Source organism: Luteibacter yeojuensis (assembly GCF_011742875.1).
GTDB classification, from domain to species: Bacteria; Pseudomonadota; Gammaproteobacteria; order Xanthomonadales; family Rhodanobacteraceae; genus Luteibacter; species Luteibacter yeojuensis.
On record NZ_JAAQTL010000001.1, the window covers coordinates 3,023,361 to 3,037,941 of the forward strand.

The 14,581-nt window shown below is 65.0% G+C and carries 13 protein-coding genes; all 13 read right to left on the reverse strand.

Annotated features, from left to right (window positions below):
• Positions 1-57: 57 nt before the first annotated feature.
• The 13 genes from HBF32_RS13690 to HBF32_RS19650 all read right to left on the reverse strand — a co-directional run bounded on the left by HBF32_RS13690 (position 58) and on the right by HBF32_RS19650 (position 14,580).
• On the reverse strand, positions 58-1,269 hold the full coding sequence (locus tag HBF32_RS13690) for an ABC transporter permease (protein WP_166700558.1): 1,212 nt from the start codon (positions 1,267-1,269) through the stop codon (positions 58-60).
• Between the two features lie 10 nt (positions 1,270-1,279).
• Positions 1,280-2,599, reverse strand: a complete 1,320-nt coding sequence (locus tag HBF32_RS13695) for an ABC transporter permease (protein ID WP_166700151.1) — start codon at positions 2,597-2,599, stop codon at positions 1,280-1,282.
• A 165-nt stretch (positions 2,600-2,764) separates the two neighbouring features.
• On the reverse strand, positions 2,765-3,205 hold the full coding sequence (locus HBF32_RS13700; protein ID WP_166700152.1) for an SRPBCC family protein: 441 nt from the start codon (positions 3,203-3,205) through the stop codon (positions 2,765-2,767).
• A gap of 94 nt (positions 3,206-3,299) precedes the next feature.
• Positions 3,300-4,586: a TolB family protein gene (locus HBF32_RS13705; protein WP_166700153.1), complete on the reverse strand. Its 1,287-nt coding sequence runs from the start codon at positions 4,584-4,586 to the stop codon at positions 3,300-3,302.
• A complete protein-coding gene (locus tag HBF32_RS13710; RefSeq protein ID WP_166700154.1) occupies positions 4,583-6,658 on the reverse strand; it encodes a peptidase domain-containing ABC transporter in 2,076 nt (691 codons plus the stop codon). The genes HBF32_RS13705 and HBF32_RS13710 overlap by 4 nt, the downstream gene beginning before the upstream one ends.
• The gene (locus HBF32_RS13715) at positions 6,655-6,912 is read right to left on the reverse strand and encodes a hypothetical protein (protein ID WP_166700155.1); all 258 of its coding nucleotides are present in this window, start codon (positions 6,910-6,912) and stop codon (positions 6,655-6,657) included. The genes HBF32_RS13710 and HBF32_RS13715 overlap by 4 nt, the downstream gene beginning before the upstream one ends.
• Positions 6,909-7,952 carry an aKG-HExxH-type peptide beta-hydroxylase gene (locus HBF32_RS19645; protein WP_166700156.1) on the reverse strand — a complete coding sequence of 348 codons (1,044 nt, stop codon included), beginning with the start codon at positions 7,950-7,952 and terminating at the stop codon, positions 6,909-6,911. The genes HBF32_RS13715 and HBF32_RS19645 overlap by 4 nt, the downstream gene beginning before the upstream one ends.
• Positions 7,953-8,044: 92 nt before the next feature.
• Positions 8,045-9,298 carry a radical SAM protein gene (locus tag HBF32_RS13725; protein ID WP_166700157.1) on the reverse strand — a complete coding sequence of 418 codons (1,254 nt, stop codon included), beginning with the start codon at positions 9,296-9,298 and terminating at the stop codon, positions 8,045-8,047.
• A gap of 55 nt (positions 9,299-9,353) precedes the next feature.
• Positions 9,354-9,545 carry a hypothetical protein gene (locus HBF32_RS13730; RefSeq protein WP_166700158.1) on the reverse strand — a complete coding sequence of 64 codons (192 nt, stop codon included), beginning with the start codon at positions 9,543-9,545 and terminating at the stop codon, positions 9,354-9,356.
• 75 nt (positions 9,546-9,620) lie between these two features.
• Positions 9,621-10,268, reverse strand: a complete 648-nt coding sequence (locus tag HBF32_RS13735; protein ID WP_166700159.1) for a DsbA family protein — start codon at positions 10,266-10,268, stop codon at positions 9,621-9,623.
• A gap of 12 nt (positions 10,269-10,280) precedes the next feature.
• Positions 10,281-12,632, reverse strand: a complete 2,352-nt coding sequence (locus HBF32_RS13740; RefSeq protein ID WP_166700160.1) for an ABC transporter permease — start codon at positions 12,630-12,632, stop codon at positions 10,281-10,283.
• Positions 12,633-12,700: 68 nt separating this feature from the next.
• A complete protein-coding gene (locus HBF32_RS13745; RefSeq protein ID WP_166700161.1) occupies positions 12,701-13,378 on the reverse strand; it encodes an ABC transporter ATP-binding protein in 678 nt (225 codons plus the stop codon).
• Positions 13,375-14,580 carry an HlyD family secretion protein gene (locus HBF32_RS19650; RefSeq protein ID WP_166700162.1) on the reverse strand — a complete coding sequence of 402 codons (1,206 nt, stop codon included), beginning with the start codon at positions 14,578-14,580 and terminating at the stop codon, positions 13,375-13,377. The genes HBF32_RS13745 and HBF32_RS19650 overlap by 4 nt, the downstream gene beginning before the upstream one ends.
• Between the last annotated feature and the right edge of the window lies 1 nt (position 14,581).

The following is a 14,581-nucleotide window of genomic DNA, read 5'->3' on the forward strand; positions in this document are numbered from 1 at the left end:
CTTTGGCGTCGAGCGAGGCTGTCCGCGGACGCTGGGTGCGGACACCCTCGGTCACCGTCAGGCGGAACGCATGGCTGCCACCGGTGGCACGGACGCCGCCCGAAGCGCCGGTGCCAGCACGGCGAGCTGACCGAGGATCCAGAGCGCCGCGGCACCCACGGGCAGGTACCCCACCGGCAGGCGCGGCAGTTCGTAGAACTGCATCAGGGTCGCATTGATACCGTAAGCCAGGGCCATTCCGAGTGCGATGCCGATACTGACGATCAGGAAGTTCTCGATCTGGAAGTAGCGGAGGATGTCGCCGCCCGTGGCGCCGAGCGCGCGGCGGACGCCTATCTGCTTGCGACGCTGCGCCACCCAGAAGCTGGCGAGGCCGACGATGCCGAGCGCCGTCGTACCCAGGAGCGCGATCACGACGCCCACCAGCAATCCGGTCATGACCCGGGAACTCAGGAAATACCTGCTGCGCAGGTCGCTGACGGTCTGGCTCTGTACCTGGTCCATCACCGCTTCCGGGGCGGCCTTGAGCACGGCCTCCCGTGCCCGGCGCATGACGCCCGGCAGATCGGAGGGGTTCGCGCGTACCAGGTACCTTCCCGCGAACATCGGGCCCGGCTGGGCCGGTACGTAGACGGACCAGTCCGCATCCTTTTCCTCGCCGCCGCCGGGTTCCGGCACGGCCAGGTGATCCAGCACGCCCACCACGCGGAAGGTTTCCGCGCTCCAGAACGTCTTGCCGAGCGGATTCTCGCCCGGCCAGAAATGCTCCGCCAGCGCGCGGGTGACCAGCACCGGGGGGCTCCTGGGAACGAACGTGGCGACGGGCGTGTACTCGTTCTGGGCGGGCATGCGCCCTGCGATCAGGTGCAGGCCGAAGGCTTCGGCCGTGCCCGGGCTCGCGAGGTAGAAGTCGACCACGCCACCGAACTGGCCATTGTCGTGATCCAGGAACACACCGGCACGTCCGGCGTGCTGGCTGAAGGGCACCGCATTGACCACGGTGGCTGACTGCACGCCGGCCACGCCGCGGATGGCGGACAGGACGCGCGCATTGAGGTCGTTGGCCTGCGCCGGGTCGAAGCCGTCGAGCACGATGGTGCCGAGCGCGCTTTCGTCGACACCGCTGACGACGTGCATCGCGTCCACCCGCTGCATGATCAGGAAGCAGGCGTTGCACAACACCGCGCAAGCCAGCGCGACCTCCAGGGCGATGAGGACAGTGGCGATACGGTGCTTGCGCAGCGCGGCGAGGATGGGCTGGAACTGCATCGTGCTCATCTCAGATCACCTTCAGTTGCAGCGCGGGTTCCACGAGGCTCGCGCGCAGCGCGGGCAACATGCCGGCGACCAGGCTCACGCCAACCGACAGTGCGAAGGTCGCCAGGAACATGGACGTGTCGAGGTGGATGAAGTCCGCATAAGGCACCGGCTGGCTTCGCACCAGGGCCAGGCCGAGCAGGGTAAGCAGCAGGCCGCCGACGCCGCCCACGATTCCGATGACGCCCGCTTCGACCAGGTATTGCGCGAACACCGTTTTCCGCGTGGCGCCAAGAGCGCGCCGCAGGCCGATTTCCCCGCCGCGGCGAAGGAACTTCGCCAGCAGTAACCCGACCACGTTGCACAGGCAGATGGCGAGGAAGGCGAAAGCCAGCATGGTCTGCAGCTTCACGTCGTTGGGAACGACGCCATTGAAATCGAGCCATTCCATCAGCGAGCGCATACGGTTGTTGTCCGCCAGCTTGATGCGGCCGAGCGCCTTCTGCGTGGCGGCGTAGTCGTCGAGGTAGCGGCGGTACGCCGCGACCTTGGCCGCATCGCCAAGCTGCACCCACAGCGCCACCCACACGCACGGCGAATTCTGCAGGTGACCGGGCGTGGCCGGCATGCCCCAGCACGTGAACTGCTGGAAGTTGCCGTCGTTGATCTCGAGGGCCGTGTCGAGAGGCGTGATCACATCTTCCGGCCTGCTGTAGAACTCCGCCGTGTCGCCGTTGGCGAAGCGGCCGCCCCGCACGTCGTAGAACAGCGGCGATGGCCGCCACGGCGCCAGCACCCCGACGATACGCACGTCCTTGCCCCTCAGGCGAAGGGTGCGGCCAACGCTGTTGCCTCCTGCGAAGAGCTTCTCGTTGAGGTCGGAAGAGATCACGGCGACACGCGCGCGGGCAGCATCGTCGGCGGCGCTCCATCCATGCCCGTAACGGAACGGCACGTCGAACATCGCGAAGAAGTCCGTGGTCGTCGAGAGCATCGGCAGCATCAGCGGGGGGAGCCTGGTTTCCGGCGCCTCAAGCTTTACCGGGCTGTTGACGACGAGTGCCTGCCGGTCGGCCCGGTGCGAACGCCAGAGGTCGACGGCGGTCCGGTAGTCCATCACGTCGTAGGGCTCGCGGCCCTTCGATTCCGGACTCACGTCGATCTGCGGGTAATAAAGGTGCTGGCTTCGCCCGGGAAGCGGATCGCCCGAGAGCAGGTGCATGACCGTCAGCGTGGTCATGCTCGCGCCGATGCCGACGGCGATCGCCAGCACCATCAACGCCGTAAGCATCTTGCTGCGCTTCATGTTGCGCAACGCGAGTTCCACGTAATAGCCAAGCATGGCTCGTCCTTCCGCGAAGGGTACCTGCCGGGACTCCCATGGCCCGGTCTGGCGTAGCCCCCAAGGTAGCTGCTCGGGCTTCGTCGGCTATGTGCCACAAGCTGGCCCTGACGTGTGGACTACGGCCGCGCGTAGGAGCCGCCATAGCGGCTCCTGCGCGGGAAGTCAGTCAGGAATGGTCGGCTCGACCAGCGTCGCCAGCTGCATCAGCGATTCCTGCCAGCCCAGATAGCACGCTTCCGTCGGAATGACGTCCGGAATGCCTTCCTGGGTCACCTTGAGTTCCGTTCCCACGCTCACCGCGGTCATGGTCACGGTGGTGACCATCTCGCCGGGGAGGTTGGGGTCGTCGAACACGTCGGTGTAGCGAAGGCGCTTGCCCGGCTCGACTTCGAGGTACTTGCCGCCGAAGGCATGGCCGTTGCCGGTGCTGAAGTTGGTGAACGACATCTTGAAGGTTCCACCGACCTTCGCGTCCATCTGGTGGACCTTGCACGTAAACCCGTACGGCGGCAGCCACTTGGCCATGGCGTCCGGGTCGGTGAAGGCCTTGAAGAGACGCTCGGGAGTGGTACGCAGGACGCGATGCAGGTTGACGGTACCCATGGTTTCACCTCGTTCGTGATGGCAGAGGACGACCCTCTATTCACTCCGTCGAACGGCCGGGGCCGGATTCGACATCCGGATGGGCATCGACATGTCAGCGGACCTCGACGAAGACATCGTCGGTGAGATTCGAATCGTCCGGCACGAGGTTCCGGGCATTCGAGCGGAACGCCACGACGCCTCCGTCGGCGGACACCGCCGGCTGGAAGCAGTCCCCATCGAGGTCGCCGCCGTCCCTGGGCACCGAGACGCGACCGATCCGCTGATGCGGAATGTCCCACCGGTAGATGTTCCGCCTGCCATCGGTGGCGGCGCCGTCCAGGTTGGTGGCCGCCGAGAGGAAGACCACCACGTTGCCGTCCGCGGATATCCGCGGCTGGCCGCTCCAGTCATTGGCGATGTGCGATCCCGACGGACCGGCGAGGGACAGGGTATTCGCACGCAGGTCCCTTATGTAGACGCGTTGCAGGCCGCCACCCGCGCCATCGACAAGGTTGGAGGCCGAGGAGCTGAAAACCAGTCGCGCACCGTCGCCGGAAAGCCACGGTTCGATGCTCCCCCCATGGGCTTCCTCGCCGTGCGAGCCCACGCTGGCACGCAGCATCGTTCCCTTTTCCACGTCGCGCACGAAGATGTCGTCGGCATGGTTGCCGTCGAGGGCCACCAGGTTGCTGGCCGATGAGCTGAAGGCGACGAATCGTCCATCGCCGGAGATCGCGGGCTGGAGGCTGGGGCCGTTGGCCGCCCGACCGTCCAGGCCGGTACTGATGCAGGTCGTGGCCGACCGGGGAATGTCGCGAAGGTAAATGTTGGCCTGGCCCTCCCGGCAGCCAGGCGCAAGGGCCGAGAACGACATGAAGGCGACCCGCGAACCGTCCGCCGATGCGACGGGATTGGCGCTGTCGAGCCCACCGGCGCGGCCGTCGGCTGCGATGCTCACCATCTCGACGGCGCCCGATGCGATGTCCTTGCGGAACACCTGCTTGTGCCCGAAGGTCCGCCCGGCCACGAGGTTCGTGGCGTTCGAGGAAAAAACCAGGAAGCGGCCGTCTCCGGAAAACCCGGGATCGACGCTCGCCGCGTTCGCTCGGGCGCCGGTGGGCGTGGCACTGGCCAGGCGGGTCGTATGCGCCACGGGATCGCGCAGGTAGATGCTCATGCCGGGCACCGTGACACCGGCGGCAAGATTGGACGCCATCGAGATGAACGCGACTTTCGTACCGTCCCCCGGCAGCTCCGGGCGAACGGAGAAAAGGTCGCCTTGCTGCCCGGTGGTGCTGACGCTGGCGCGCTCGAGATGCACTGGCTGGCCGGCCACCACGGCGGAGGCGCCGGCGAGCGTAAGAAATACTGACAGGACGTGCGTCGCGGGATTCTTCATGCGCTCAATTCCATGGGTTCCCTCAATGTCATGTCCAGGATCTGCGTGGCGTCCTGGACAACCTGGCTCCGGTGGGCCGCGTGCACGATGGTCATGCGCAAGGCGCGCAGGTTATCGAGTACACGCGCCTCGGTTTGCGAGTCGAGGTTGGCCGTGCCTTCGTCCATGAACAGCAGGACGGGTCGACGATAGACCGCGCGGGCAATGATGATCCTTTGCACCTGACCGGCCGACAGCGTCACGCCCAGTTCGCCGACCAGCGATTCATACCCCAAAGGCAGTGCCTCGATCTCCTCGGCCACGCAGGCGATGCCGCAGGCCCAGGCCACCCTCGCATCGTCGACGACGACGGATCCCAGGGCGACATTCTCGCGGATCGAGCCGGAAAAGAGTCGGTCTCCCTGCATCACCGCGGCAATACCGTTCAGCCAGGCAGCGCGGGATACCCCGGCCATGGCGGTGGATCCGCGAAGCACGGTCCCCGTCGTCGGCAGGTGCAGGCGAAGCAGCGTCTTTAGAAGCGTGGATTTCCCGCAGCCGGAAGGTCCGACCACGGCAAGGCGTTCTCCCCGTGCAAGACGGAAATCGAGGTTCTCGAACAGGACCGGCTCACCCGCGTAGGCGAAGGCCAGCCCTCGTGCTTCCAGCACGGGTTCGTCGTCCGGCGCCGGATCCGGCTCTCCGGACGGCACGACCTCCTCGGGATAGCGAAGGATGTCGGCAAGTCGTTCGAGATGAATGCCCAGCACGCGTACCTTGAAACCGACCTCGACGAGGTTCACGGCGCTCACGGAGAAGAGTCGCTTGTAGGTCAGGAACGCCACGACCATGCCTATGGTCAGGTCGCCGTGCAGCACGGCGGTGAAGGCCAGCAGCCCCGACACGATCGTCTCGACCCCCGAGAACCCGTCACGAGCGTGCATGTACCTGGCGCGCCACGACTTGATGGCAAGATCGCCGTCGAGATCGCGCGTCAGCAGGCGGAACCACCCGTCCGCGCGCGTCTCCTCGGCTTGCGCCAGCTTCACCGCCTGCATGCGCTGCACCGTTTCGAGCACATGGGCGCGCTGGGAGACCTTGTGGAAGATCTGGTCCTCGTTAGCCAGGCGAAAGCGGGAGAACGTGGCGAAGCGATAGCAGAGATAGGCCGCGACGCCGGCGACGACGCTGCATGTCAGCAAGGATCCGTACGCCAGGAGGATAGCGAGACCAACCAGGACCATAAGCGCGTCGGTGGCAATGGCGACGGCGTCTTCCGAGAGGATGGCCCGCACCTCGTCCATGGCGTCGAATTTCCCGAGCAGGTCCGCCGTGTTCCGTGTCTCGAAGAATGTCATGGGAAGGCGCATCAACCGCGTAAGCAACGAGGCATACAACTGCAGCGTGAGACGGCGGCTGAGCACCAGTGCGATAACGTTGCGCAAGGACCGGAGCGCCCATTCCAGGACCACCAGCAGCGAGAAGAATCCTCCCGCCAGCCATAGGACGTGCATGTCGTGACCGGGCAGGAGCCTGTCGATGGCCACCTGGAAGAAATACGGGCTGGCCAGCGCCAGGCCCTGGCAGACGAGCGACAGCACCAGCAGCGACGCCAGACTCGACCACAGCTTCCCCAGGCTCGGCACCAGCTCGCCAAGACGCACCCGGCGATGGTCGTCGGATGGAACGAATCCCACGGCGGGCGCCATCTCCACCGCGATTCCCGTGAGGTGCCGTCCGATGTCTGCCGTGGGTACGGTCACGACACCCCGGCCAGGGTCGTGGACGACCACGCCCTTGCGGCCTACTGCTCGAATGACGACGAAGTGCGACATGTCCCAATGCGCTATCGCCGGTAGCCTCAGCCGCGCCAACGTTTCCGGTTCGACGCTGACGACCCGTGCATCGAGCCTGGCCAACCTGGCCATGCCCAACAGGTCGCCAAGGCTCGCCCCGCGGTTCGAGATGCCCGTACGGTGGCGGAATGTCGTCAGGTCCGTCCGGTACCCGTGATACCAGGCGATCATCACGACGCAGGCAAGCGCGCACTCCGCATTCTCGCTCTGGTGAACGATCGGGAGGCGACGTCTCATGGCCGCGGCGCACAGGTCGTGGCCTGGCCACCGGGCATGAACAGGTATCGAGCGAGGCGCACGGGATGGCTTCCCAGGGAGTCCCGGCAGGTCGCGGCAGGCACCATGCCGATCCACGCCAGCGCGATCAGGCAGACGGCCGCCGATGCCAGCGCCAGCACCGGACGGGGCCGTTGCGACCGCGCCTCCGGCGGCATGGCGGACCGGCGGTGGTCGAGGGCCTCTTTCCTGAAGGGAAGTTCGCCAGCGTTCATGCCATGGCCCGCTCGAGTTCGCCGAGCAGGCGACGGCCAGCCGGCGTCCACCCCTCGCTGGAGGCGATGTCGCGGTGCATCTGGTCAATCTCGCCGTCCAGTCGGGCATCCTCCTGCTCGAGGTAGCCGCTGCGCAAGCCGACCCGAAGCATCGCGCTGGTGAGTCGCTTGATGTTCACCGCCGCATGGAAAGCGAGAAGCACGTTGTACAGGGGTCTGTGCGCACGCTTGAACGGCGAATAGAAGGTCTCCCTGCAATCCACGCGTACCAGGCGCTCGTGGCCGTTGAGCAGTGCAAGGTACTGGTGCGCGCATTCATGGATGAGCTGGGCGGCCAGGTGATGCACATCGATCGGATGTGAGACGTACACCAGACCAGGATGGCTCGAACTGCTGCCGCTGGTGGTCGTGCCATCTCCCGTGTCCACCAGTACGATACCGCGGAGGACCGGTGTCATCCACGCCAGCCCGCGCGAATACGCCGACCCGATGGCGCGGAGGGCGAGGCTCAGGCTGCGCCGGATCTCCCCCATGGGCGACGACGCGAGCGATAATCCGCCAACGAACGACACATCCTCGAATCCCCCCGTCATGGCAAAGGGAATGATCGCGGCACCGCCGATGCGCACTGCCTCTTCGGTTGCGTCGGATTTCGTCCAGGTACCGTCCATACGCAGGAATGTCCGTGTACCATCGCGGGTGGAAACATCGATTCGACGACCGTCGGTCCGGAAGGACACGCGCCCCTCCAGCACGACGGGACAGGGACCGAGATATCCGATCGCACCGCCGCCCACCGGCAAGGTGCACGTCCATCGGCCCACCCCGCCGAGGCTGGCGACGTAGAACGCCATGCCCAGCGGCACGTTCCCCCATCCATGCTCGCCCCACGCAGAGCCCAACGCGGGCCAGACGGGTGAGGCTTCGCCATCCAGCAGATCGAGATTGGCTTCGATGAAGGCGAGGATGCCTCCTTCCTCGGCGCTCGCGTCCAGCTTCTCCAGTGCCGCTGCAAGCATCCTCATCGCCGGATCGGCCACGAGCGTTCGCGGAAGAAGGCTCCCGGTTCCCACTGGCAGTCCATCCGGACTGGCGCAGAGTGCCTCGATCGCCGGCTTGCTTTCGACCACGCTCATGCGACAACCGGCAATGGAGTCTTCAGCCGCGCGTCGATCGCCTCCACGGGCATCCCCGAGTCGACGGCGGTTTCCGCCATGCGCTCGAAGAGCGCCTTGAGCGTGTCGCAGTAGATCGAGGGATTGTCGAATCCAGTGCCGCGCCGGTACCTATGATAGATATCGCCTCCCCTGCACACCGAACTCCATTCGCAGCCGCCGCAGGCCGTAGGCAGCCGGTAAGTCACGTCAGCCAGCTCGTCGAGTCGCTCGTTGCGAAGAACGTCGGCCAGCGTCGCGTCCCGAATATTGAGTCCGAGCTTCATCAGTTGCGGATCGGTCATCCTGAGGATGTCGTCGGGCGCGATGTCGCCGGCGCTCGACACGGTAAACACGATGTCCTTTCTGGCGAAGTACCTTTGCAGCTCGGACGCGAAGAATGGTTTCATCGTCAGCGCGTAGAGCAGCTTATTGAAGAAGCGTATGGTCACGCGGCCGTCCTTTTCCGCCCTGTAGCATTCGAAGAGTTCCAGCATGAAGGATCGGAAGGCCGCCCTCCGGGGCTCCGGCATGGAATCGTGGTTATCGTCCGGCAGCAGGAAATCGACGTTGTGGAATTCCAGATCGCGCACGAGGTGTCCGTAGAGGACCTGGGCATCGACCAGTTCCGGATTGACCACGCAGAGCGCCCCCGGCCTTGCAATGCGTCCATCCGCATGTGCCTTGCGCAGCAGTTCGAGGCCAGCGATGGTCCGGTCGTAAGTGCCTCGTGATCGCTTGTCCAGGCGGTAAGTGTCGTTGGCCTCGCGCGGGCCGTCGATACTCACGCCTACGTACACGTTGAAGCGCTCGAACAGCTCGATCCATGCCTCGTCGACGAGCATGGCGTTCGTCTGGATGGTGAACTGCAGTTGCGTGGCTTTCGATGCTGCCGCAATGGCGCCCAGCAGGCGCTCCATCCGCGGCCGCTTCAGCATCAGGGGTTCGCCACCATGGATGATGATGCGTACGAGGTCCAGTCGATACCGCTCGATGGCTTCTTCGACGAACGCCGCGAGGTCGTCGACCGTGTCGTCGCCGATGAACGCGGGATTGAACTTGTGCGAGTCGTCCCCGCCGAAGAAGAAGTAGCAATAGGTGCAGGCGATGTTACATCGCTCCGCCACCTTCAGGATGATCTGCAGGCTGTTGCCGCGGCCCGCCCGCATGGAGCGTTCGTACCTCGCCGCGGGCGTATTTCCGGATTCGGTCGACATCTCGGTCTGATTCACGAGCCACCTCCCTTGGAAGCCAGTGCCGGGGGCGCTTGCGCCCCCGGCCGTTTGTTCAGGCCGTCGGCCTTGCAACCGACTGCTGGATCGTGTCGCAACCGCTGCCCCACGAGGCCTTGCACCACACGGGCACCTGGCCGCCTGCCACGCGCTCGCTGATGCGGTCCAGCATCGGCTGCGAAATGGATTCCAGCGGCTCGCCGGTGGAGTCCTTGAGCCTTGACTTGAGCTTATCGATAATCGACATCGTCGTTACTCCTTGTAATGCACCAAGTTCCCTCTTCCGAGGGCTCGCCGCACAATGCGGCAAGACGAATTCCGGTCAGTTCTTCCGAGGCACGCGCGCCAGGGCCACCAGCAGATCGGCGAACTTGCCTGGATCCTGGTCCGTACCCCAATAGACAACGTATTGCCCCTTGACGACGAAAGTAGGCGTCCGCGTCACCTCGGCGTCGACGGCCATCTGGTAAATCTTCATTCGAAGATCCTTCGACGCATCCGATTCCAGGTAAGGCTGGACCTTCTCGAGCAATCCTTCGGAACGGAAGAAATCCACGACGTCGGCCTTCGTGTCGAACAGCTTCTTGTCGACATTGAAGCGGTGGAAGAGATCGGCATGTACCTGTTCTTCGACACCCGCGAGGGAGGCCGCGGCGAATGCGTACTGGGACAACTGCCAGGCCACATTGTCGTAGGCAACTTCATAAGCCTGGAAACGGATGTCCGCAGGCTTCGTCTTCTTGAACACGGCAACGGACTTCTCGGCTGCGTAGCAGTAGTTGCAGTTATACGAGAAGAACTCGATGACCTCCGGATCGCCCGGATGCCACGTAAGGGCGACGGGGTGGTAGAACCGCGCGTACTCCTTCAGGATCGGTTCGGAGCCCGACGCGGCCGCCGGCGTGGCAAGGCAGGCCAGCATGCACGCCGTCGCGAAGAGGACGATCGGGATTCGACGAATGAAGATCACGTTCCTACTCCTTCAGGTCAACACGTGGATCAGATGGAGATACCCCCGCTCGATCAAGCGTCGTGCGGCGAGGCGGCTGGCGACGATCACGAACACGGCAAGACACGAGGCGCACGCCACGACGCCCAACGCGGCCGCGAGCGGACCGGCGATACCGCTTATGACGGTGGTCGTCGTGACCACGGCGATCGCCGCGACCGCGAACGCCGCGAGCGCAACCCCGAGCGGCTTCAGCACGGTGGACGTCAGCTCGGCGACAAGGTGGCGGATGCGTGCGCCCGCTGCGATGCGGGCCGCGATCTCGCGCGCCGTTCCGATGAATACGTAGCGAACCACCGCTTCGGTGCCGGCCGCTGCCATGAGGATGGCAAGGAGGACCAGCACCGCGCACACTGCGGCTTTCACCCTATATTCCCGTACAACATCCAGGCGCAGGGTCTTCGTCGGCACGTTGGCGTCGATCGCAGCCTGCGGTACGACCTCTCTTACGATGCCTGCCAGCTTTTCCGGCTGCCCGGCGATGTCCCCGAAGACGAAGAAGGCGAGCGTGGGTACATCGTCTGGGTATTCGTACGGAAGGTATGCCTGCAACCCTGCTCCCGGAGCCGACGCGACGGGGTTCACGACGTCATTCACGACCCCGACGACGGTGTAACCCCTGCCGTCGATCTGGATGCGCTTTCCGAGCGCCGAGTCGCGACCGCCGACGAGCCTGGCGGCCGAAACACCGAGTACGACGGCATCCGCGTGATCGTGGAAGTCGTTATCGTCGAAACGACGACCTTCCATGAGTTTCATCCGCATCGCTTCCAGGTAGGATCTGCCGACGCCGTTCACCGCGAAGTTGCCGATGTTCGCTCCCGTGGCCGTCGCCACCCTGAATAAGGCAAGTGCCTGGGATATTGTCGGCATGTCGACGTTGGCAATGTCCTTCGCCCCTTCGGCGACGAAGCGCTCTTTCAACCGCTGCATGACGTCCCGTTTGGACGTGCCGTCGCGTTGGTCGGCTGGCAAGAAGAGCTGCACATACGACGAGCCTTCTTCCCGGTAGCCGACCGAAGCGGTCAGCCGCCTGACGGAATCGACCAGCACGATGCCGCCGAGATAGAGCACGCCTGCTATCACGAAGAACTGCACACCCAGGACGATGGCTCGTCCTCGGAAGCGGCTTCCCCCCGCCGACCCCTTGGCTCCTCCCGCCAACTCGAGGGAAAGGGAACTCCGGCCAAGGCCACGAAGGGGCGTCGACGCCGCGATGAGGCCGGAAAGAAGCGCCACCAACGCCATGAACAACAGGTATCCGATACCCGGCGAAAGCTCGGAAAGGCGCGGCAGCGATGCGCTCGCGAGAGCCTTCACGGCCTGTACCGCATAACCGTTGAGAGGGATTGCGGCAAACAGCGAGACGACGACGAGAATCAGCACTTCGGCCCAGACGAGCCACCTGGCGGATGCCTTGCGTGCGCCCAAGACCATGTGGGTGGCGATGACGGAGCGGCGTGCGGCCATGCGGGCGACCAGCATCGTACCTACGATGGAGAGCCCCAGGATGACGAGACACGCGGTGATGCCGAGCATGAGAAGCCCGCCGCGGTAGGTATCGCCGACGATGGCGTCACGCAGCGGCACCAGCACGGGCGTGACAACGGTCCCCTCGGGGAGCATCCCCTTGGCATCGCCCTGGGTCAACCGCGAGGTCACGGTATCGAGCGTCGCCTGGACCGCGGCGGCGTCCGACGGGTGGGCGAGCCTGCCGAGCAGTACGAGGCTGTTCGAGAATCCGTTCCACGCCGCTGCTCCCTGTGGCGCGGCCGGTAACGGGATCCAGAGATCTTCCCTGTCTCCCGCCAGCGATTTCGGCGACACGAAGTCGTCCGGCATGACGCCGACGACCCGGTAATCGAACCCGTCCAGCCGGATCACGCCATCGACGGCGCGCCCCTCGCCGAAGGCCCGGCGCGCCAGATCGTGCGAAATCACCGCAACGCGCGACCGCCATAGTTCCGGCGACAGCTCGTCCAGGGTTCGTCCGGCAAGGGCGGAAGCATGAAGCATCCGAAAATATCCCGGGCCGACACTTCCATAGCCGATGTATTCGTCGTTGCTGGCCAATCGCAGCCGGCCACCGGAAGATGCCGCTACCGCGAATTGCCCGGCGAACGATGCCGCATTCGCCCAGGCGTCCGCGAACCCGCGCGCATTGCCTTGCAATACCTGGTCCTTGGTCCCGATGTCGGCATGGATATCGACCAGCTGCCCGGGTTCGTCGTACGGCAGCGCGTTGTACAGGAACAAGCCGTTGAGGGAGAGCACGGTTGCCGATATGGCAAAAACGACTGCCAGGGTGACCACGGTCGAGAGCACGAAAAGCCTGGCGCGCAAGAGTGCCCGCGCGGCATCGACAATACCCGTCCATGCTCGCCGAGTGGACATCAGTGCGCGTGCTCCAGCACGCCGTCGAGCAGGTGCACCACCCTGGCCGCCCTGGCGGCGAAAGACGGTTCGTGTGTCACGAGCACGACCGTGGTTCCACCCTCGTGGAGTTCTCCGACCAGGTCCATGATCGCCCTGCCGCTGGCTGCATCGAGGTTTCCGGTGGGCTCATCGAGCAAGAGCAGGGCCGGAGACATGAACATGGCGCGCGCGATGGCGACACGCTGCTGTTGGCCGCCCGAGAGCTGCGTCGGAAGATGGCCTGCACGGTGCGCGATGCCTACTCGCTCGAGCAGTTGCCGCGCGACGTCCTGGGCGTGTTCGGGAGGGCGCTCCGCATAGCGGGCCGGCAACATGACATTATCCAGGACGGACAATTCGGGAATGAGCTGAAACGCCTGGAACACGAAGCCTATCGACCGATTCCGCTCCCTCGCGCGGTCGTCGAACCCCATGCTTCCTACGTCGACGCCATTGAGGCGATACGTACCCGTGCTGGGACTGTCCAGCAATCCCAACAGGTTGAGCAAGGTGGACTTCCCGCAACCGGAGGGCCCGGTCAAGGCGACGAACTCCCCCGCTCGGACATCCATCGAGACACCGCGCAAGGCATGGGTCTCCACCGTTTCGGTACGGAAGACGCGGGCGACATCGCGTAGTTCTATCAGCGCCGTCATCGTTCGATCCTGATCCGGCTGGCGTCGGCCGTCGCCGGAAGATTCGCCGCGATCTCTTCGCCGCCGGTGAGCCCGGACACGACCTCGATCTGCGCATCGCTCGCGGCGCCGAAACGGACTGTACGAGGCATCAGGTCTTGCCCGGCACGGACATAAAGGATTGCGTTGCTATAAGGAATCATCCCCTCCCTCCTGGGCAGGTACACGGCATCGCTGTCGGAAATGGTCTGGATGTCGCCGCTGACCGACTGCGCGACCCTCACCCCGGACGGCAATGGCCGCAACGGCTGCACGTCGACCATCACGGCACCGTCCTTCACTTTCGGATCGACGCGCACGATATGACCGGGCACCTGGCGGCCCATGATCGAGAGGGAAGCGGGCGAGCCCACGGCCAATTGCGAGGCGTGCGTCTGCGGTACCTTGAGCGACGCCACCAGGTGTCCTGCATCCGCGACCTGCGCCAGCTTTTCGCCCTGGGCGACCGACTGGCCAAGTGAAACGAAGACATCCTGCACGGGTCCGGCGATCGCCGCGCGTACCGCCAGGGCGTCCACGTTATGTCGCGCCTGCGCCTGCAATACCTCCGCCTGCTCGACGGCATCCTGCTTCGCGCTGACCTTCGACGCATCCAGCTCGCGCAGGAGGGACACGCGGGAGCGTTGGCTTTCGGCTTGCAGGCGCAACGTGGATATCTTCGCCTCTTGTCTCAGCATTTCCAGCTTGCTGACGATGCCCTTGTCGGCCAATGGCTTCATGGCCTCGCTTTGCTTGGCCTCCAGCGACGCCTCCGATTCGGCGGCCTTCAGCTTGTCGGCCTCGGAGATGCCATCCATGCGCTGCGCCAGCAAGGCCTCCTTCAGCTCGAGCCTTGCCTTCTGCACGGCGGCGTCGGCCAGGGTGAGCTCCTGCGCTGCTCGAGGGCTGGAGAGCATGATGATCAGGTCGTTCTTCATGACGACCGTTCCCGCAGGTGCCGCGATCTCCTCGACGACGGCGGGGACGGGAGACACGAGGAGCTTCTGGGTGAGGGCGGTCATGCTGCCATAGGCCTGCACGGGAAGGCGCGCACCGCCTCGTACCGCTGTCACCCATTGCACGTCACCCATGCGCACCGCGTGACGCGATGTGCGGAAGGCGCCGAAGAAGACAACGAGAACGATCAGGGGCACCACCAGGAACAACGCACGTTTCCGGGCCACT

Bases quoted from the DNA above. Each gene is read 5' to 3' on its own strand.
- HBF32_RS13690 (WP_166700558.1), bottom strand. From the start codon at position 1,269: ATGCAGTTCCAGCCCATCCTCGCCGCGCTGCGCAAGCACCGTATCGCC.
- HBF32_RS13695 (WP_166700151.1), bottom strand. From the start codon at position 2,599: ATGCTTGGCTATTACGTGGAACTCGCGTTGCGCAACATGAAGCGCAGC.
- HBF32_RS13700 (WP_166700152.1), bottom strand. From the start codon at position 3,205: ATGGGTACCGTCAACCTGCATCGCGTCCTGCGTACCACTCCCGAGCGT.
- HBF32_RS13705 (WP_166700153.1), bottom strand. From the start codon at position 4,586: ATGAAGAATCCCGCGACGCACGTCCTGTCAGTATTTCTTACGCTCGCC.
- HBF32_RS13710 (WP_166700154.1), bottom strand. From the start codon at position 6,658: ATGAGACGTCGCCTCCCGATCGTTCACCAGAGCGAGAATGCGGAGTGC.
- HBF32_RS13715 (WP_166700155.1), bottom strand. From the start codon at position 6,912: ATGAACGCTGGCGAACTTCCCTTCAGGAAAGAGGCCCTCGACCACCGC.
- HBF32_RS13730 (WP_166700158.1), bottom strand. From the start codon at position 9,545: ATGTCGATTATCGATAAGCTCAAGTCAAGGCTCAAGGACTCCACCGGC.
- HBF32_RS13745 (WP_166700161.1), bottom strand. From the start codon at position 13,378: ATGACGGCGCTGATAGAACTACGCGATGTCGCCCGCGTCTTCCGTACC.